At 71.7% G+C, this 17480-nt stretch carries 19 protein-coding genes and 1 pseudogene; 10 read left to right on the top strand and 10 right to left on the bottom strand.

Translation table 11 applies throughout. The features are described from left to right. Positions 1 to 29 precede the first annotated feature (29 nt). The 3 genes from G6R20_RS16335 to G6R20_RS16325 are packed head-to-tail and all read right to left on the bottom strand — an operon-like array spanning position 30 to position 4653. Entirely contained in the window at positions 30 to 2543 is a 2514-nt protein-coding gene (locus G6R20_RS16335) for a PEP/pyruvate-binding domain-containing protein (RefSeq protein WP_163377016.1), read from the bottom strand. Further along, on the bottom strand, positions 2540 to 3541 hold the full coding sequence (locus G6R20_RS16330) for a TIGR03617 family F420-dependent LLM class oxidoreductase (RefSeq protein ID WP_163377015.1): 1002 nt from the start codon (positions 3539 to 3541) through the stop codon (positions 2540 to 2542). The genes G6R20_RS16335 and G6R20_RS16330 overlap by 4 nt, the downstream gene beginning before the upstream one ends. Then, a complete protein-coding gene (locus G6R20_RS16325) occupies positions 3538 to 4653 on the bottom strand; it encodes a hypothetical protein (protein WP_163377014.1) in 1116 nt (371 codons plus the stop codon). Before G6R20_RS16325 ends, G6R20_RS16330 begins: the two co-directional genes overlap by 4 nt. Before the next feature lie 94 nt (positions 4654 to 4747). Here G6R20_RS16325 and G6R20_RS16320 point away from each other — a divergent pair, with 94 nt between their 5' ends. Then, the gene (locus G6R20_RS16320) at positions 4748 to 5401 is read left to right on the top strand and encodes a TetR/AcrR family transcriptional regulator (protein ID WP_163377013.1); all 654 of its coding nucleotides are present in this window, start codon (positions 4748 to 4750) and stop codon (positions 5399 to 5401) included. A 12-nt stretch (positions 5402 to 5413) separates the two neighbouring features. Here G6R20_RS16320 and G6R20_RS18915 read toward each other — a convergent pair whose 3' ends face one another. Beyond that, the gene (locus G6R20_RS18915) at positions 5414 to 5935 is read right to left on the bottom strand and encodes a hypothetical protein (RefSeq protein ID WP_240341527.1); all 522 of its coding nucleotides are present in this window, start codon (positions 5933 to 5935) and stop codon (positions 5414 to 5416) included. A 236-nt stretch (positions 5936 to 6171) separates the two neighbouring features. On the opposite strand from G6R20_RS18915, the gene G6R20_RS16310 reads away from it, so the two are divergent. Next, the gene (locus G6R20_RS16310) at positions 6172 to 6564 is read left to right on the top strand and encodes a hypothetical protein (RefSeq protein ID WP_163377012.1); all 393 of its coding nucleotides are present in this window, start codon (positions 6172 to 6174) and stop codon (positions 6562 to 6564) included. A 77-nt stretch (positions 6565 to 6641) separates the two neighbouring features. Then, a complete protein-coding gene (locus tag G6R20_RS16305; protein WP_067716403.1) occupies positions 6642 to 6830 on the top strand; it encodes a DUF6440 family protein in 189 nt (62 codons plus the stop codon). 11 nt (positions 6831 to 6841) lie between these two features. On the opposite strand, the gene G6R20_RS16300 is transcribed toward G6R20_RS16305, so the two are convergent. The 3 genes from G6R20_RS16300 to G6R20_RS16290 form a co-directional block, all read right to left on the bottom strand. After that, positions 6842 to 7333 (bottom strand): hypothetical protein, encoded by a 492-nt coding sequence (locus tag G6R20_RS16300; protein WP_163377011.1) that lies wholly within the window; start codon positions 7331 to 7333, stop codon positions 6842 to 6844. A 347-nt stretch (positions 7334 to 7680) separates the two neighbouring features. Next, positions 7681 to 8085, bottom strand: a complete 405-nt coding sequence (locus G6R20_RS16295) for a four-helix bundle copper-binding protein (RefSeq protein WP_067716409.1) — start codon at positions 8083 to 8085, stop codon at positions 7681 to 7683. Between the two features lie 85 nt (positions 8086 to 8170). Continuing rightward, on the bottom strand, positions 8171 to 8833 hold the full coding sequence (locus G6R20_RS16290) for a TetR/AcrR family transcriptional regulator (RefSeq protein ID WP_163377010.1): 663 nt from the start codon (positions 8831 to 8833) through the stop codon (positions 8171 to 8173). Between the two features lie 57 nt (positions 8834 to 8890). Here G6R20_RS16290 and G6R20_RS16285 point away from each other — a divergent pair, with 57 nt between their 5' ends. After that, positions 8891 to 10129 (top strand): cytochrome P450, encoded by a 1239-nt coding sequence (locus tag G6R20_RS16285; RefSeq protein ID WP_240341526.1) that lies wholly within the window; start codon positions 8891 to 8893, stop codon positions 10127 to 10129. Between the two features lie 24 nt (positions 10130 to 10153). Here G6R20_RS16285 and arfB read toward each other — a convergent pair whose 3' ends face one another. Further along, on the bottom strand, positions 10154 to 10594 hold the full coding sequence (gene arfB / locus G6R20_RS16280) for an alternative ribosome rescue aminoacyl-tRNA hydrolase ArfB (RefSeq protein WP_163377009.1): 441 nt from the start codon (positions 10592 to 10594) through the stop codon (positions 10154 to 10156). A 56-nt stretch (positions 10595 to 10650) separates the two neighbouring features. Continuing rightward, a complete protein-coding gene (locus G6R20_RS16275; protein WP_163377008.1) occupies positions 10651 to 11262 on the bottom strand; it encodes a 1-acyl-sn-glycerol-3-phosphate acyltransferase in 612 nt (203 codons plus the stop codon). 166 nt (positions 11263 to 11428) lie between these two features. Between G6R20_RS16275 and G6R20_RS16270 the strand changes: the two genes are divergently transcribed. Beyond that, on the top strand, positions 11429 to 13000 hold the full coding sequence (locus G6R20_RS16270; RefSeq protein WP_240341525.1) for a DUF4389 domain-containing protein: 1572 nt from the start codon (positions 11429 to 11431) through the stop codon (positions 12998 to 13000). Positions 13001 to 13017: 17 nt separating this feature from the next. Here G6R20_RS16270 and G6R20_RS16265 read toward each other — a convergent pair whose 3' ends face one another. Next, on the bottom strand, positions 13018 to 13665 hold the full coding sequence (locus G6R20_RS16265; protein ID WP_227022230.1) for a TetR/AcrR family transcriptional regulator: 648 nt from the start codon (positions 13663 to 13665) through the stop codon (positions 13018 to 13020). Positions 13666 to 13744: 79 nt separating this feature from the next. Here G6R20_RS16265 and G6R20_RS16260 point away from each other — a divergent pair, with 79 nt between their 5' ends. From G6R20_RS16260 to G6R20_RS16245, 5 genes and pseudogenes are all read left to right on the top strand, one after another. Then, on the top strand, positions 13745 to 14221 hold the full coding sequence (locus tag G6R20_RS16260; RefSeq protein ID WP_096906942.1) for a nuclear transport factor 2 family protein: 477 nt from the start codon (positions 13745 to 13747) through the stop codon (positions 14219 to 14221). Between the two features lie 37 nt (positions 14222 to 14258). After that, positions 14259 to 14492 (top strand): annotated as a pseudogene (locus G6R20_RS19145) (TSUP family transporter); the annotation flags it as partial. Positions 14493 to 14547: 55 nt separating this feature from the next. Beyond that, on the top strand, positions 14548 to 14691 hold the full coding sequence (locus G6R20_RS18905; RefSeq protein WP_240341531.1) for a hypothetical protein: 144 nt from the start codon (positions 14548 to 14550) through the stop codon (positions 14689 to 14691). A gap of 40 nt (positions 14692 to 14731) precedes the next feature. Beyond that, positions 14732 to 15571 carry an SDR family oxidoreductase gene (locus tag G6R20_RS16250; RefSeq protein WP_240341524.1) on the top strand — a complete coding sequence of 280 codons (840 nt, stop codon included), beginning with the start codon at positions 14732 to 14734 and terminating at the stop codon, positions 15569 to 15571. Between the two features lie 102 nt (positions 15572 to 15673). After that, positions 15674 to 17107: an amidase gene (locus G6R20_RS16245; RefSeq protein WP_163377007.1), complete on the top strand. Its 1434-nt coding sequence runs from the start codon at positions 15674 to 15676 to the stop codon at positions 17105 to 17107. The last annotated feature ends 373 nt before the right edge of the window (positions 17108 to 17480 follow it).

The following is a 17480-nucleotide window of genomic DNA, read 5'->3' as shown; positions in this document are numbered from 1 at the left end:
TTGCGGCGCAGTAGTGGAGCGCCGGACCCTCACCCCTCCAGTCGCGTTACCACGCCGCGGTCGCCGTCCACTCGGACGCGGTCGCCGGTGCGCAGCGTTCGGGTGGCGTCGATGGTGTTGACCACGCATGGCAGGCCGTACTCGCGGGCGACCACCGCGCCGTGAGAGACAGAACTGCCGATGTCAGTGACCAGCGCCGCGATCACAGTGAAATACGGCGTCCAGCCCACATCCGTCACGGGCGCAACCAGGATCTCGCCGGGCTGCACCTCGCGGGCATCGACGATCGAGCGGGCCACCCGCACCACGCCCTCCACCGTTCCGCGGCTCGCCGGACGGCCCACGATCTCGCCGTCCTCAGCCTCGCGCGGCGGCCGGGCGATCAACGCAGTCGGCCGGCCCACCGACACGTCCGGGAACTCGAGCGCGTCCTGGAACGCCAGCGCCTCCCGGCGCTCGACAGCCTGCGCGACCAGCTCCTCCGGGGAGGCCGACACGCTGCCGTCCGAGCCGTGACTCCCGAGTCCACCGGTCACCGGACCCGGCGCGCCGACGATCCGCGCCAGCTCGGGCCGGTCGAAGAAGAACACCAGATCCGCATCGGGCAGCCGCCCGGACGCCGAGAGCACCTCGCCCAGATGCCCATAACCGCGCTTCAAGGAGTGCGCCATCAGTGCCATCTTGGACTTGGTCTCCTCGCGGCCCCGCGCACCGGCCCGGGCCCACCGCGCCAGCTGGCGGATCGCGCGTGACTCCGGCTCCGGGACCGCCGCGGTCGCCGGGGCCTGCCCACCTCGCTCCAGCGTGGACCGCACCATGACCTGCATGATCGCGCCCAACCCCTCGGGATCGTCGGCCCACGACGCGTCTCGCATGCACAGCTCGCGATACCCGCGATGACCATGGCGTAACAGGAACCGCCGCAGCGCGACACCCCACCCGTCGGCCGAGGCGAGCACCGCCTCCACCGCCGCGCCGGGATCCGCGCCGACAAACCGCTCGGCGGCGCCGGGGTCCGCGGCCAACGCGCGCACCACGGCGTCGAGTTCGGCCAGCATGAGCGCACTCTCCACATCCGCGGCGCCGGCCATGAGCCGGGAGGCCTCGGCGCGGCCGTCGTCCTCGCTGCCACCCGCGGCCACGGCCTGCCGTACGAGCGTGCTCTCGAGCACGTTGGCCGCGACCGCCGCCCGGGACGAGGACCGCACGTGCGTCAACGTCAGCTCGCAGTACAGCCGCATCCCGTCCTCGAGCTGCCGCCACATCCGTAGAGGGTCACAGCCGGTGGGGACCTCGAACGCGCCGATCTGCTCGCCCAGACCCCGCACGGCCGGGCCCGCGGTGAGGGCGAACGTCGACAGTCGAACCGTATTACCGAGTCGCCGCGGGAACGGCTGCGGCGGCTTGGGCACGAGCTCGTCGACCACCCGCCCGCAGATCGACGTGGAGAACTGCTCCAGCGAATTGCCCAGCAGTCCCGAGCTCAGCGCGGTGCCCTCGGTGAGGTTGAGGAACATGTGCCCGGAGAAGTAGCCCACCTGCAGCCACGGTTGCTCATAACTCGGCTGCGCGCGGGCGACCACCTGGATCAACTGCATGGCGTGGTCGATCGCGTACCCCGACACCGACGCGGTGAGCGGGCAGTACGCCCCCGGCATCATCTCGCCGATGTTGCAGCGCGTGTACACGTGGTCGCTGCCGGCGAGTGTCGAATCCATCCCGCCCAGGTCCGCGGGCAGCGTGGTGACGGGCCGCGCCTGCAGCCACCACAGCCGCCCTTCCCGGTCGATCGCCCACTCCAGATCCATCGGCCGGTCCCAGTGCCGCTCGGCGGTCAGCGCGTCGGACCGGATCGCCTCGATGTCCTCGCCGAGGAGCACCGGGCGCTCGCCGACCTCGCTCACCGCCACGGTGCCGGCGGCGTCGAGGACCAGGTGGTCGGGGGAGGCGGTGCCGTCGACCAGGGACTCGCCCAGCCCGGCGACGGCGTCGATCACCACGAGGTCGCGCCGCCCCGTGGTGGGGTCGGCGGTGAACACCACGCCGGCCGCCCGCGCGTCGACCATCTGCTGGACCACCAGGTGCATTGTGGCGGGGGAGTCGGTGGCGGGGGAGTCGGTGGCAGGGGAGTCGGGCCCGGCGCCGCGGTAGGCCGTCGCGCGCCCCGATGCCGCCGACGCCACGCACGTCCGCACCGCCTCGGCCAGCGCCTCGGCCGAGTCCACGCCCAGCACGGTGTCGTACTGCCCGGCGAAGGACTGTTGCGCGCCGTCCTCCCCGGCCGCCGAGGACCGCACCGCGACCGGGATCGCGCCCGCCTCGGCCATGCGGCGGTACCACCGGGCGGTGGTGTCGGCTGGGACGGTGGTGTGGGCTGGGACGGTGGTGTCGGACTGAGTGTCGACGACGACGAGGTCGGCCCCCGCGTCGGCGATGACGAACCCCGGCGGTACGTCCAGGCCCAGTCGGATGAGCTCGGCCAGACCTGCGGCTTTACCGCCGTAGCTGTCGTCGGTGACCTGCTCGAACTCGACGGTGTTCATGGCCGGCCCGCCAACTCGTCGACGATCTGCGCGAGCGCATCGGTGGCGATCGGCCCGGTCTGGTACAGGCACACGCGGTCGCCGACGCCGTTCACGCGGTCACGGACGTGGGCGGCGACCTCGGCCGGGGAACCGCACGCGGCGATCGTGTGCAGGATCTCGTCGCTGATGAGCGAGGTCATCTCCTGCCACCGCCCCTGCTTGCTCATGGCGTTCAGCTCGGGCTGCAGATCGCCCCAGCCGTGGGCGTCCAACACGGGTCGGTAGGCGGGCGTCGAGCCGTAGAACGCCAACAGGCGGCGGGTGGACATGTGCTCGTCGTCGTTCTGTCCGTCCGTCACCGACACGATCACCTCGGGCACCACCTCGAACTCCTCCTCGCTCCGCCCGGCGGCCGCCAGGCCCGCCCGAACCCTTGGCATCGTGTGCTCGTGGAGGAACCGGGTGGTGCCGAACGGCATCACGAGCAGCCCGTCGGCGACCTCGGCGGCCGCGCGCGTCAGTCGCGGGCCGAGCGCACCGAGGTAGATGGGCGGCGGGCCGTACGGGGTGGGCGGCGGCACGAACGTGGGGGTCATGAGGGTGTGGCGGTAGAACTCGCCGCGGAAGTCCAGTCGCTCGCCCGTGGCCCATGTATGGAAGATCGCCCGCAGGGCGCCCACGAGGTCCTTCATCCGCTCGACGGGCCGGTCGAATTCGGTGCCGTAGCGCTTCTCGATCTGCGCCCGGATCTGCGTGCCCAGGCCCAGGACGAACCGTCCCTCGCTGAGCGTCTGCAGGTCGTGCGCCTGGTGCGCGAGCTGGATGGGGTTGCGGGGGAAGGCGATCGCCACGTTGGACATCAGGTCCAGGCCGCCGACCTGCGAGGCCAACACGAGCGGGGTGAACACGTCGTGCGGGCCCTCGAAGGTGAACACCCCGGACGCGCCCGCCTCCCTGAGCTCCTCGGCGCGCCGGACCGCGTCGGTCGGGGAGAACAGTGCCGTCATGACCTTCACTTCGCCACATCCGTCCAGTCCGAGAACCCCGACGGGTGATGCGGGCCGATCACCCCGTGCTCGAACAGGCCCGCACCCTCGCGTCGGGTGCCGTCGGCCTCGGTGCAGACGGCGTGGCCCACGTGGTCGATGAGGCTGAACGCCGCCCCGGCCATGACCTGCGGGTCCGTCAGGTCGAAGGTCACGCGGTCGGTGAAGTTCTCGCCCTTCCAGCTGCCGTGGGCAAACGTGGAGTCGCCGCCATAGCCGGAGCCGAACGCGATCGGGGCGTACAGCCGGGACTCCACCTCGAGCCGGATCCGCTCACCCGCGCGGTTCATGAACTCCACCCGCACGCCCGTCGGGATTCGGGTGCCGGGCGTGTACTCGACCGCCACGCGCACGCCGTCGAGCTGCTCGACCCGGCCGTCGGCCCAGCGGCGGGTGCAGTCGTAGAGGCTGCGGTGGCCGTCGGGGTCCTCCTGCAGGATGAGGAACAGCTGGAAGTCGTCGAACGCCAGCGGGAGATACAACCACCACATGCCCCGGAAGGCCGTGTCGGGCCTGCCGGCCGGTTCGGCCTCGCCCACCGGGCGGATACCCCACGAGCGGTCCCGGGCGGCGACCGACGAGGAGTGGGTGACCTCCATCTTGTCGTCGTCGACCTCGATCCACCCCTCCCACGAGCCGACCTGCGCGAACCGGCTGGCCTGGAGCGTCACCCGCCGGTCGGTGAGCATGGAGTGCGGGTCCTCCAGTGCGGCGGGGAACAGGCCGCGCCACGTGAGGTCCGCGGCGATGCCCTCCGTGCGCTCGAGGGTCAGCCGGATCTCCCGCAGCGGCTCGATCACCTCCAGCCGGTACCCGCCGACGTGGGGGTTGAGGCGGTCATCGTCGATGGCGTCGCTCATCCGCACCGCGGTCTGCGTGTCGCCGCGGCGGACCACGAAGTACGCGTCCTTCACGCCCAGGCGCGGGTAGTAGCCGATCCCGGTGAGCACCATGAAGCGGCCCTCGCGGTCCAGCACGTTGAAGTAGGAGCGGTCGTAGAAGTTGCGGTCCGAGGTGGCCGGCCACGTCAGCGGCGCGGGCGTCTGGTGGATGGGGAACTCGTCGAGCGGGCTCAGATGCACGGGGCTCTCCCTGAGGTGCTGGGTGGCGGCGTCTCGCGGTCTCGCGTCGGCGGCGGGAATACGATGTTCGGCGTATCGGAACTAGGGTGAGACCATGACAGCAGACGGCGACACCGCGCGTGGCGGATCAGCGAAGTCCGCGCCCGGGCGGCCGCGCGACGGCCGGATCGACGCCGCGATCATCACCGCCACCCGCGAACTCATCCTCGAGACGGGCTACCCGGCGCTGACGCTGTCCGCCATCGCGGCGCGCGCCGGCACGACCACCGCCGCGCTGTATCGCCGCTGGTCGAGCAAGGCGCAGCTCGTCCACGAGGCGGTGCTCGAGGCGGAGGTGATCCCGGCGTTCGAGCCACCCGACGGCGCGGGCGGCGGGGCGAGCAGCGCCGGCGGGGCTGGTGCCGCTGTCGGGGATCCGCAGGCCGACATCCGCGCGCTGGTGGAGACCGTCCGCGTGCTGTTCGACCGGCCCGAGGTGCGCGTGGCCCTGCCCGGCCTCATCGCCGACACCGTGGCCGATCCCGACCTGCACGCCCGGATGATCGCCCGGCTCGCCGGAAACCTGCCAGCCTTCGAATCGCGCTTCGGTCGGGCCCGCCGGAGCGACGACCACCTGCCCGTGCTGGCGGAGGTCGTCGCGGGTGCGGCGATCTTCCGGCTGCTGGTGAGCCCTGACGCCGCGCTGGACGACGAGTGGGTCGAAGAGCTGACCGCGCTCATCACCGGGCGGTGGCAGGCCGACGGCTGAGGCGGGAGCCGGTCAGGAACCCGCGATCGCCAGGATGATCCAGACCGGCAGCCACAACCCGAAGGTCAGCAGCGTGAGGATCAGGTGCAGGGCGTGGTTGACGCGCCTGACCTGCCCGCCGTGCACGTACACCGTCTGCTGCATCGGCGGATAACCGAACTGGGGCGGGTAGGGGCCCTGAGGGAACTGGTGCGGCGCCACGTGCAGGTGCTGCGGGATGTACTGATCGGCGTACCCGAACTGCTGGCCGGGGCCATACGGGGCGGTCGGACCGTAGGGCGCGGCGGGCGGCATGCCGTACGGGAACCCACCCTCGTGGGCCAGCGGCTCGGGCGGTCGCGCGTACGGCTGGGCCGGCTGGTGCGGGTGGGCGAAGCGCTGGGGTTCGTAGCGCTGGGGCTCAGGCTGCTCGGCGGGCGGGAACTGCGCCGTGGGGAACTGCTCGGTGGGGTTGGCCTGCCCCGGCGTCTCGGACCGGTCGAGCCAGTCCTCGGACCACGGCCCGTCCGGTCGCCGCGCGTGCTGCTCGTTCATGCTGGCTCGATTCGAGGGGTCGCTGGCGGGATGGGACGCCCTCCAACATAACCCCCGACACCGCCCCGTTGACACCGGTCAGGGCCGATCTCAAGGTCGAATCCGGGTCACCCTGAGGGGCCGCGGTGCGGATCCGGGGGGCGGCAGTGTGAATCTCGGGAACATTCCGGTCCGCCACCCATCCGGAATGCGGGGGCCTCCGAATCCTGTATAGACGCCCAGACAGGAGATCCATCATGAGCACGGTCCCCGCACGTCGCCGCAGCACGATCACGACGGCCGCCCTCGTCGGACTCGGCCTCACCGCCGCGACCCTCGCGCTGGGGACAGGCCTGCTGACGATCGGGTCGTCGTTGAACACCGCCGTCGCATCCGCCGAACTCGCCGCCGGAGCCGCACTGATGTCCCGCACCACCTGGATGCTGCCCGCCCTGTTCACCGTCATGGTGTTCGCGGGAATGGTCGTCGCCGTTCACCTGATCGGCGGTCGCAGACGCCCGCAGACCACCGAGGCCCGGGTGCGCACCCGCGACAACGAGACCCACCCCGCCATCCCGTTCGAACTCCGTGCTCCGGACCGGGCCGTCGCCGAGGCCACCCGCGGACTGTTCCGCCACATCGACTCCTGAATCGGATCCCGGGGCGGGTTGACCTCGTCGTCGTCGTACCTTTGTCCGGCACACCCCGCCGGTGCCACGATGGGCGTATGGCGAAAAAGGACAAGCGGTTCGAGAAGATCCACTCCGAGTCGATGGGGTTCGGCGGGACCGCGGAGATCCTGCGCGACACCCGCACCGGCGTCTGCTACCTGTGGCGCTCGGCCGGTGGGAGCGGGGGCGGGCTCACCGTGCTCGTCGACGCCCAGGGCAAGCCGCTGATCGAGTACGGGCTCTAGTTCGCCGCAGGTCAGCCCGCGCACGCCCCGGCGGTGCCGTCGCCGGTGCCGGAGGTCGAACCGAGATCCGCACCCAGCTTCTCCGCGAGCCTCGGCGCGAGCCCGGTCGGGGTGGGCTGCGGACACGTCGACATCGTCGGCACGGTCGCGGACGTCAGCGAGGACCCGCCCGGCGGCGCGGCGGAATGCGCCGTGGTGGTCGCCGAAACGGCGCCGGGTTCAGGGGTCGGGCCGGCGGCGGGGGCCCGGATGATCACGGACGCCGAATCGTCGCTGTCGCCGACGCCGCCCCTGTCTTCTCCGGTGGCGCGGGCGCCCTTCGGGTCGCGCTCGGCCTCGGAGTCACCGGCGTTCGGGCCCGGATCGGCGACGGTCGACGACAGGACCCAGGTCTGCGGACCGGGAGTCTGCGGGACGGGGTCGGCGGATGTGGTCGGGACGACCGCAGCCGATCGCTCCAGGCCCAGCGGCACCAGGAAGAACAGGCCGAGGAGGAGCGCCACACCCAGGACGGCCCAGCCGAGCCCCGGAGGGGAGCCCGGGCGCGGAGCGCGTTCAGTGGTGCCGTGAGCCGGGGAAGGGGCCTGTCGTGTGGCGGCGTCGTCTCCGACAGGGCGGCGATCTCTGTGTCTGGACCGCCTGAAACCGACCATCGTGTCTCCCTCGGCAAGGCACCGCCGCGGATCGGCTCAGTGCGACTGCGGGAGACACTCACCACCCCTTCTCCCAGGAGTAACATCGCCGGAAGTTTGGTAAGCGTTACTTCACGCACTTGGATGAATCGGCCTACGAACTGGGAGGCCGGAAGTGACCGCCGGTCCAGACGGCTCGCCCGGCTGCCACCGGGGGCTCAGCCGATCGCGGCGAGCAGGTCGGCGCAGGCCTTCTCGCAGCGCCGGCAGGCCCGGGCGCAGTGCTTGCAGTGCTCGTGCATCTCGGCGTGCTGCTCGCAGTCGTCGGCGCAGGCGGCGCAGGCCGTCCGGCACGCCGTCAGCTGCGCCTTGACGACCTCGAGGTTGCTGCCGGTTCGGCGGCTCAGCAGGGCGGCGGTGGCGGCGCAGACATCCGCGCAGTCGAGGTCGGTGCGGATGCAGTCGCGCAGGTCGGCGACGGACTCCTCGGCGAGGCACGCGTCGGCGCACGACGTGCAGGTGGTGGCGCAGGACGCGGCCGCGTCGATGGCCTCGGCGAGCAGGTCCACGTCGAGGCCGTCGGTCGGATTCGGATGGGACGTGATCATCTCGGAAGTGCTCATACCCCCACGCTACTGATCCCGCCCGGTGGCGCAAGGTCTGAGATCAAGACGATATAACGCCTGGTGGGGGGCTCGGAGGTGTCCTTCAGGGGCGGGGCGCAGGCCGCGCGAGCCCTCGCGCGAACCCGTCGATCAGGTCCGCCACATAGGTGCCGTGCGGGGGACCGACCTCCGGCGGATCGCAGGCCCGCGCCGCGAGTTCGGCGGTGAGCATGACGATGAACTGCCGGACCCGGTGGCGGGCCAGGTCCGGGCCGCACGCCGCCGTCGCGGCCGCGACCAGCATCTCCAGCTGATCCTGCAGTGCGGTGTCCGCGACCGGACCGGTGCTGACCGTCCGGCCCACCTCCGCGAGCGCTCCCAGCTGGCCGATCACCCGGAGCGTCCAGCGGCCCTCGTCGTCGTCCAACAGGTCCGCCAACGGGGACACCACCGCCCGCACGATCTCGGCGAGGTCGGGAGGCGACGACACCCACGTTCGCAGGTCCGCGCGTCGCTCGGCCTCCATCCGCAGGACGCCGCGGTCCAGGACCTCCCGGAGCAGTCCCGCGCGGCCGCCGAAGTGGTAGTTGATCGCGGAGTCGTTGCCCTGGCCGGCATCGGCGACGATGTCGCGGACCCGTGCCGTCCGCCAGCCGTCCAAGGCGAAGCGGCGCAGCCCGGCGAGGTAGAGGGCGTCCCGGGTGGCGGTGGCGCGGGGTGTGGTGGGGCGGGGGGTAGTGGAGCGCGGGGTGGTGGGGCGGGGCACGCGCTCGAGTCTAGAGGGGCCCTTCCCATTGTTTAACAGTCCATGTTAAATGGCGCCATGATGCAGCAGCCCGCGACGGCCCCCACGTTCAACCCGTTCGACCCCGCGCACCTCGCCGACCCCTACCCGGGCTACCGGCTGCTGCGCGAGACCGATCCGGTGCACCATCACCGCGGCGACGGCACCACCGCCCACCCCGACTTCTGGGCGCTGTCCCGCTACGCCGACGTCGACGCCGCCGTGTGCGATCCCGGGACGTTCTCCTCCGCCAGCGGGCTGACCTTCTACCGCGACGAGATCGAGAAGCTGGGGCTGGCCCCGACCATCGTCATGATGGACCCGCCCGAGCACTCCGGGAAGCGGCGGCTGCTGGCCAAGGCGTTCTCCCCGAAGCGCGTCGCCGCCACCGAGCCGCGGATCCGCGACTTCGTCCGTGGGCGGCTGGCGGAGATGGCCGAGAGGTACGACGACGACGAGGTGGTCGATCTCCACCGCGACTTCAGTGCGCAGATCCCGACATTCGTGCTGGCCCACCTGTTCGACCTGCCGACAGCGGACCGCCCGCTGTTCGGCCCGTGGGTCAGTGCGCTGACGACCCTGCAGGAGGAGGGATTCCGCCCGGCCGGTCTCGAGGGCGGGGCGGTGGACGCGGTGGCGGAGATGTTCGCCTACTTCGGTGAACTCATCGCCGAGCGGAGGGCCCACCCGGGTGACGATCTCATCTCCGCTCTGGCTCAGGCCGAGATCGAGGGCGAGCGGCTGGACGACTGGGACATCCTCGGCTTCTGCTTCGTCATCGTCGCCGGCGGCAACGACACCACCGGCAACCTCATCTCGCACACCGTCGCGCTGCTCGACTCCCATCCGCGGCAGCGCGAGATGCTCGCGGCCGACCCGGGGCTGATCCCCGGCGCGCTCTCGGAGTGCCTGCGCTTCGAGTCGAGCGTGCAGGCGCTCGCGCGGACGACCACCCGCGAGGTGACCGTCGGCGGGACGACGATCCCGGCGGGGGAGAAGGTGATGATGCTCTACGGCTCGGCCAACCGCGACGAGCGCGAGTTCGGTCCGACCGCCGGGCAGCTCGACATCACGCGCGAGATCAGCGGGCACCTCGGGTTCGCCCGCGGCCCGCACTTCTGCATCGGCTCGCACTTCGCGCGGCTCCAGGCACGCATCGCGGTGGAGGAGCTCTACGCCGCGCACCCGACGGTCGGGGTCGACCGGGACTCGGCGGTTCGGGCGCTCTCGCCGTTCACCCGGGGGTTCGTCTCGCTCCCCGCGACGGGCCTGGCCTGACCTGACCTAACCTACGGCTGGGCATCAGTCGTGTTCGGGGCGCCTCCGATTGCGCTTGATCTCGGCCCGGCGGCGTTCATGCTGGACACGTCGCCGCTGCGAACCGCGGGTGGGTCGGGTCGCACGCCTGGCGACCGGCGGCGCCACCGCTTCGCGCAACAGCTCCTCGAGGCGCCGGCGTGCCGTCGCCCGGTTGCGCCGCTGCGACCTGTTCTCCTCGACGCTGACGGTGAGGACCGTGCCGGACAGTTTCGGGGCGAGGGTGCGCAGGGCCCGTTCGCGCTGGACCTCGTCCAACGCCGTCGTGGTGCCCAGGTCGATGCTCAGCTGCACGCGCGAATCGGCGGTGTTGACGTGCTGGCCGCCGGGGCCCGACGACCTCGAGAAGCGCTCGACCAGGTCTCCCGCCGGCACCGTGAGGCCACGGGGCGCGCCGGGCCCCGGAGTCACGCGCAGGCCGTCCATGGAGCCAGTATCCCGCACCGACGAGCGCGGCCGGGAACCCGACAGCAGTCCGGACGTCAGTCGAGCTGCTCCTGCGGCAGGTCGGCATCCGTGCCCGCCGCCCGGCGCTCGTCGACCAGACGGGGCTCGACCCGCTTTGAGGGATGGAACCCGGCCTTGTCCGCGTAGAAGGCACGGATCGTGTCCATGTCCGCGGCCACGTCGCCGGTCAGATCGATCGTCGGGCCGAGCCCGGTCGTCATGGTGCTGCGATCGACGTAGCCCAGCGTCACCGGCATGCCGGTTTCGCGGGCGATCCGGTAGAAACCCGACTTCCAGTGCGTGTGCCCGCCGCGGGTGCCGTCCGGGGCGACGACCAGGCCGAACGTCTCGCCCGCGTGGACCTGCCCGACCACGTCCTCGACGACCCGGGCGGGGTTCGCCCGATCGACCGGAACCCCACCGAGCGCCCGCATGATCGGCCCGCGCCACCCGGTGAAGAGGCTGGCCTTGCCGAGCCAGTGCATGTCGATGCCCAGTCGCCAGGCGATACCGAGCATGAACACGAAATCCCAGTTGGACGTGTGCGGTGCACCCAGCAACACCGTCGGTCGATCCGGAGCCGGTCGGGTCGACAACTCCCAACGGCTGAAGAACCAGAAGGCGCGGGAGACGAGGCGGCGGATCACCCCGTCACCCTAGGCCACCGCCGGGTGCGGCGGAGGGGGTCGAGGCCGGACGGGAAATCAACACACAATCGACGCAGTTACACTGCGAATATAACGATATAGTCATCTTTACGACGGCATCGTCGATCCAGACGAGTGTCGTGACACCTACTCCTGAGGAACCGCTATGGGTGCTCCGCAACCCGCTCCGTCCCACTCCGATCCGAACCCCGGCTCGACGGCCACGCCCAGATCCGGGCAGGGGACCCGTCCACTCAACTGGATCATGCTCGTCGCCGGGGTGCTGCTCACGGCGCTGGGCCTGGGACTCACGGCGGCCGGCATCCTGCTCGCCGCAGCAGAGGCCTCACAGCGGGACGGGCGGTATGCGTACACCGAGACCGAGCAGTTCCGCTCGGTCGGCAACGCGATCATCACGGCCCCGTTCACCCTCAACCTGGACGAGGACCAGGCTGCCTCCTCGGGTGCGTTCGATCTCGAGGACCTGATCAGCGTCCGGGTCCGCGCCACCCCCGTCGTCCCGGGACAACGGGTGTTCCTCGGCATGGCGCCCGCCGATGCCGTCGACGAGTATCTCCGGGATGTGCCCCACGCCGTGTTCGGCACCGACCCGTGGGCCGACGGCTACGGCATGGACGCGACGGACTGGTCGACCCGCTCGGATGAGAACGGCGATGTCGACGAGGTCCCCGGGACGCGGGTGCCGGGCCCTCCCGCCGACGAGCGGTTCTGGGAGCGTTCCGTCACCGGCTCCACCCAGCAGACCCTCAATGTGGACCTCCGGTCCGGGAACTGGGCGATCGTCGTGATGAACAGCGACGGCAGCCGCCCGGTGTGGGTGGACGTGCAGGCGGGGGCCCACACCGAATTGTTCGGATTCGCGAACCCGGCCACGCTGATCGCCGGGATCGTCGGTCTGGTGCTGGGGATCCCGCTGATCCTGCTCGGCGCCGCCGGGCTGGGGCGCGACGTCGAACGCCGAACCGCGGGCGTCCCGGGCGCTGATGTCACGGGCCGGTTGACCGGCCCCGATCCGCTGCGGCTGACCGGCCATCTGGATCCGGGCGTCTCCCGCGCACTGTGGCTGATCAAGTGGGCGCTGGCCATTCCGCACTACATCGTGCTGGCGGTCCTGGGCTTAGCCGCGGTCGTGGTCACGGTGGCCGCGGGCCTGGCGATCCTGTTCACCGGCCGCTACCCGCGCTCGTGGTTCTCCTTCATCGTGGGCGCGATGCGGTGGCACTGGCGGGTCGGCTTCTACGCCTACGCCGCCCTGGGCACCGACCGGTACCCGCCCTTCGCGCTGGGCCGGGCGGACTACCCCGCCGATCTGGACGTCGTCTACCCCGAACGTCTGTCGCGGGGTCTCGTGCTGGTCAAGTGGTGGCTACTGGTGATCCCGCACCTGCTGATCGTCGGCATCATCACCGGCAGTGGCGCGGCGGCGGTCGACGCCTCGACCGACAACGACGGCACCAGCGCCGGGTTCACCCTGCTGGGACTCCTGGTGCTGATCGCCGCGATCGGCCTGCTGTTCACCGGGCGCTACCTACCGGGCCTGTTCGCACTGAACGTCGGCCTCAACCGCTGGGTCTACCGGGTCGCGTCGTACGTTCTGCTGCTGCGCGACGAGTACCCGCCGTTCCGCCTCGACCAGGGGCCGACCGAACCGGCACCCGCCGCCGAGCAGGCCACACCCGCCGAGTACGCCACACCCTACGGGCCTGCCGACCGCTGAGGGGCCGGGCGGGGGCCTCAGCGGTCGCCGGTGATGACGCGGGCCAGCAGATCCGCCAGCCGCTCGTCGATGCCCTCGCGATCGGCCTCGGGGATGTCCAGCGCGTCGAGCAGCGCGCCCCGGAGAACGGGCCAGGCGTACACGGCGGTGAAGACCAGCAGCAGCTCGACGTCGCCGGCGGGCGGGGGAGAGGTCATCCGCCGCAACGCGGCCGCCGGACGCTGCGACGGGTCGAGCATCGGCGGGAACGCCGCCTCGCGGTCCAGGGCCAGCCACGCGAGCAGCCGGCTGATCTCCGGGTGCGACGAGGCCCCGAGCAGCATCCCGCGCGCGGCCTCACCGGCGTCGTCGAGGTCCTCCAGGCGGGCGGCACCGTAACGCACCGCATCCTGCATCACCTCGGTGAGCAGCGCGTCCTTGCGCCCGATGTGCCGGTGGATCAGGCCGAGATTGACCTGCGCCGCGTCGGCGATATCGCGCAGCGGGACGTTCGGACCGCGATCGGACAGCAATCTGCGGGCCTCCCGCATGACCGCCGAGCGGACCTCGTCGCGGCCGGTCGGGCGTGTGGGGGACGGGCTGCCCGCGTTGTCGTCGTCGCCACGGCTGCCGTCCCCGTTCGGGGCGCCTGGCGCGCCTCCGACGGCATTCTTCCCGGTTTCCATTCCCGAACTGTACACAATTGACTACAGTCGCTGCTGTGCGCGCGACACGCGCGCCCCGACCCCCTGCGAAAGGCCAGCGATGAGCACTCCCGACCGCCGCGACGACATCGACGCCATCAAGTCACTCAAGTACCGCTACCTCCGCTGCGTCGACCTGCGGCTGTGGGACGAGCTCGCCCAGACGCTCGCGCCCGATGTCACCGCGTCCTACGGTAAGCGCCTGTCCTACACCGGCCGCGACGAGGTGGTCTCCGGACTGCAGGGTCAGATGACGAACGACGTCATCACCGAGCACCAGGCCCACCACCCCGAGATCGAGGTCGACGGCGACACCGCCACCGGCCGCTGGTACCTGCAGGACCGGGTGATCGTCCCCGCCTTCGACACGATGATCTTCGGCAGCGCGTTCTACTCCGACACCTACGCCCGCATCGACGGGCGCTGGATGATCACGAAGACCGGCTACAAGCGCACCTACGAGGCGATGATCAACCTCAAGGACGTGCCCAGCTTCCAGCTCAACGACAACCACCTCGCACCGTCGAGCGCCGACTAGCAGCACCGGGCACCGGTAGGAGGTCGGACGGACCGTCATGGAGTTGATCTGGGTCGCGGCCGTGTGCGTGGCAGTGGCCTCGGTCATAGGAGGGATGACCGGATTCGGCACGTCGCTCATGGCGACCCCGTTCATGCTCATGGCGGGCATCGGCCTGACCGAGACGGTCGTGGTCAATCTCGTGGTGGCGTTGGTGACGAGGGTGGGCGTCACCTACCAACTCCGCCAGCACATCGAGTGGCGACGCGTCGCCATCCTCGGCGGGGCGAGCCTCCCGGGTGCCTGGCTGGGCGTGCAGACCGTGAGCATGCTGCCCGAAGAGCACCTTGCTCGCGGCCTGCGTCGTCGTCGGAGTGGCGTTCAACCAGCTCGGCATCGCGATCGCCACACGCCTGCCGACCCACGTGTTCCGCTCGTCGGTGATCGCCCTCGTGGTGGTCGCCGGCCTCGTCACCATCATCACGGCGTGATCGCCGCCCACCGAGATCCCGATCAACCACGGAGGACCCCATGACCGAGAACACCCAGAACACGCCCGGGGCGGGCACCGACCAGCCGGGCGCGGCCGCACGGCCCGGCGCCGACCGCGACAACCGCCTGGCCGGCAAGGTCGCGATCGTCACGGGCGGAGGACAGGGCGTCGGCCGCGGCATCTCGCTCGGCCTCGCCGAATCCGGCGCGGCGGTCCTGCTGGTCGGTCGCAGGATGCACAAGCTCGAACGCGTCGCCGAGGAGATCCGCTCCGCCGGTGGCACCGCCGAGTGCCTCGCCGCCGACATCGTCACCGACGGCGCACCGGAGCAGATCATCGCCACAGCCGTAGAGCGCCTCGGCGGGGTGGACATCCTCGTCAACAACGCCAACATGGCCATGCCCCTGCCGCTGTCCGACTACCCCGACGACGACTTCCGCAAGGCCTTCGAGGGCGGCCCCCGGGTCTCGCTGACCCTGATGAAGCTCGCCCGGCCCGAGATGGCCAAGCGCGGGGGCGGCACGATCATCAACCTCGTCACCTCCGCCGCCGTGCGCTGGGACGCCGCCAACTACGGCATCTATTCCGCAGTGAAGGAAGCCGTCCGCGCCCTCACCCGCGCCGCCGCCTACGAGTGGGCCGCCGAGGGGATCCGCGCGCTCAACGTGGCCCCGCACGCCCACAGCCCCGGGCTCGACTGGTGGATGGAGAACAACCCGGAGGAGGCCGCCGAGTTCGTCGCCGGCATCCCCGCTGGCCGGGTGGGCGACCCCCTCGCCGACATCGGCCGCCCCGTCGCCTGGCTGTGCTCCGGCGAGGCCTCGTATCTGAGCGGTGCGACCATCCCGTTGGACGGCGGCCAGTCCCGCTGGGGCTGACCTCGTCGTCGTCGCCGTCGTCACCATCATCACCGTCGTCGTCCCCGTCGTCACTGTCATCACCGTCGTCCCACCATCCCCACGCCCACGAGAGGCCACCCCGTGACCGTCACCCCCACCCCGACCCGCGACGCGCTCGCCCTGGCCGCCGACATCCGCGCCGGTGCCACCAGCGCCGCCGAGGTGCTCGAGACCGCGATCGCCCGTATCGAGCGGCTCGACCCCGAGCTCAACGCGATGGTCTCCACCCGGTTCGACGTCGCGCGCGCCGAGGTGGAGGCCGGCCTGCCCGAAGGCCCGCTGCGCGGGGTACCGATCGTCATCAAGGCGCTCGGCACCGACGTCGCCGGGCTGCCCGCCGCCGACGGCTCCCGGCTGCTCGCCGACGTCGTGGCGACCGTGGACAGCACCGCCGTGCAGCGCTACAAGGCGGCCGGGATGGTGGTGCTCGGCACGACCAACGTGCCCGAGATGGGCAAGTCCACCACCACCGAGTCGCTGCTGCACGGCCCGTGCCGCAACCCCTGGGACACCGGGTACTCGACGGGCGGGTCGAGCGGCGGATCGGCGGCGGCCGTCGCCTCGGGCATGGTGCCGGTCGCGCACGGCACCGACGGCGGCGGCTCCATCCGCATTCCCGCCGCGATGTGCGGACTGGTGGGGCTCAAGACCAGCCGCGGGCGTGTGCCGACGTGGCCGCACCCCGACGCCCTCTCGTCGCCACTGTCCTACCACCACGCCCTGACCACGACCGTCCGCGACAGCGCCGCCCTGCTCGATGCCGTCGCCGGCCACCGCCCCGGCGACTCCTACGGTGCGCCCACCCCGCCGCGCCCGTTCCTCGAGGAGGTCGGCGCCGACCCCGGCCGCCTGCGCATCGGGCTGCTGTGCGTCGCGCCCGGACCGTTCCCCACCGACCCCGCCTGCAGCGCCGCGGTCGATCACACCGCCGAGCTGCTCGCCGGGCTCGGCCACGACGTGCGCGAGGTGGAGTTGGACGTCGACGTGCTGGAGGGGATGTCGGCCGTCGGCGCCATCATGGGCGCCCAGCTGCGGGCGACCATCGACGCGCGCCTCGCCGCACTGGGAAGAGACCTCGACGACGACGACATCGAGCCCTGGACCCGGGTGATCCTCGACAACGCCATGACCCACTCGGCCCCCGACGTCGCGCGGGCCCTGCAGACCGCCACCCGGACCGGCTGGCGCGTGGCGGAACTGTTCGGGCCAGGTGGCGTGGACGTGCTGATGCTGCCGACGCTGCCCTCCACCACCCCGGAGCTGGGTTACCTCGACCCGACCGACCCGGAGGCGATGTGGACGCGGTCCTCGGCGTTCTCGGTGTGCACGAGCATGTTCAACCTCTCCGGGCAGCCGGCCATCTCCCTGCCGCTGGCCGCGGACGACCGCGGGTTGCCCGTGGGCCTGCAGCTGGTCGCCGACTACGGGCGCGAGGACCTGCTGCTGCGGCTGTCGGGGCAGCTCGAGGCGGCCGCGCCGTGGGCCACCGTGGCGCCGGGGTACGACGGGTGGTGACGGGCCCGGCCAGACGAGTGGCCTGAGCTGGCCCGCGTCCGGGCCTCCTGGGCTCCTGGGCTCCCGCGCCTGGGCTCCCGGCACGCCTGGCATCTGCTCCCGCGCCTGGCGTCTCGCGTTCGGGGTTGGCTTCTCGCGTTCGGGGTTGGCTTCTCGCGTTCGCCGCAGTGCTCCCATCTCGGCGCAGCCGCCCCCTGGCATGGCGTCTCGCTCCCGGAAATGCACGGGGTCTCACCAGCCGCTCCTGGCCGTGGCGTCTCGCCCACCCCGCGGTGCGCGCGAGACGCCACGTTGGGGCGCGGCTGTGAGCGGCGCGGCTGTGAGCGGCGAGGCTGCTGTCCGCCTGGCCCGCCCGGCCCACCCGGCCCCGCCG

Origin of the sequence: Dietzia sp. Alg238-R159, from assembly GCF_900537145.1 — a bacterium.
Classification (GTDB): Bacteria; Actinomycetota; Actinomycetes; order Mycobacteriales; family Mycobacteriaceae; genus Dietzia; species Dietzia kunjamensis.
The sequence above is the reverse complement of the archived record's forward strand: the minus strand, read 5'-3'. Positions and strand labels throughout refer to the sequence as shown.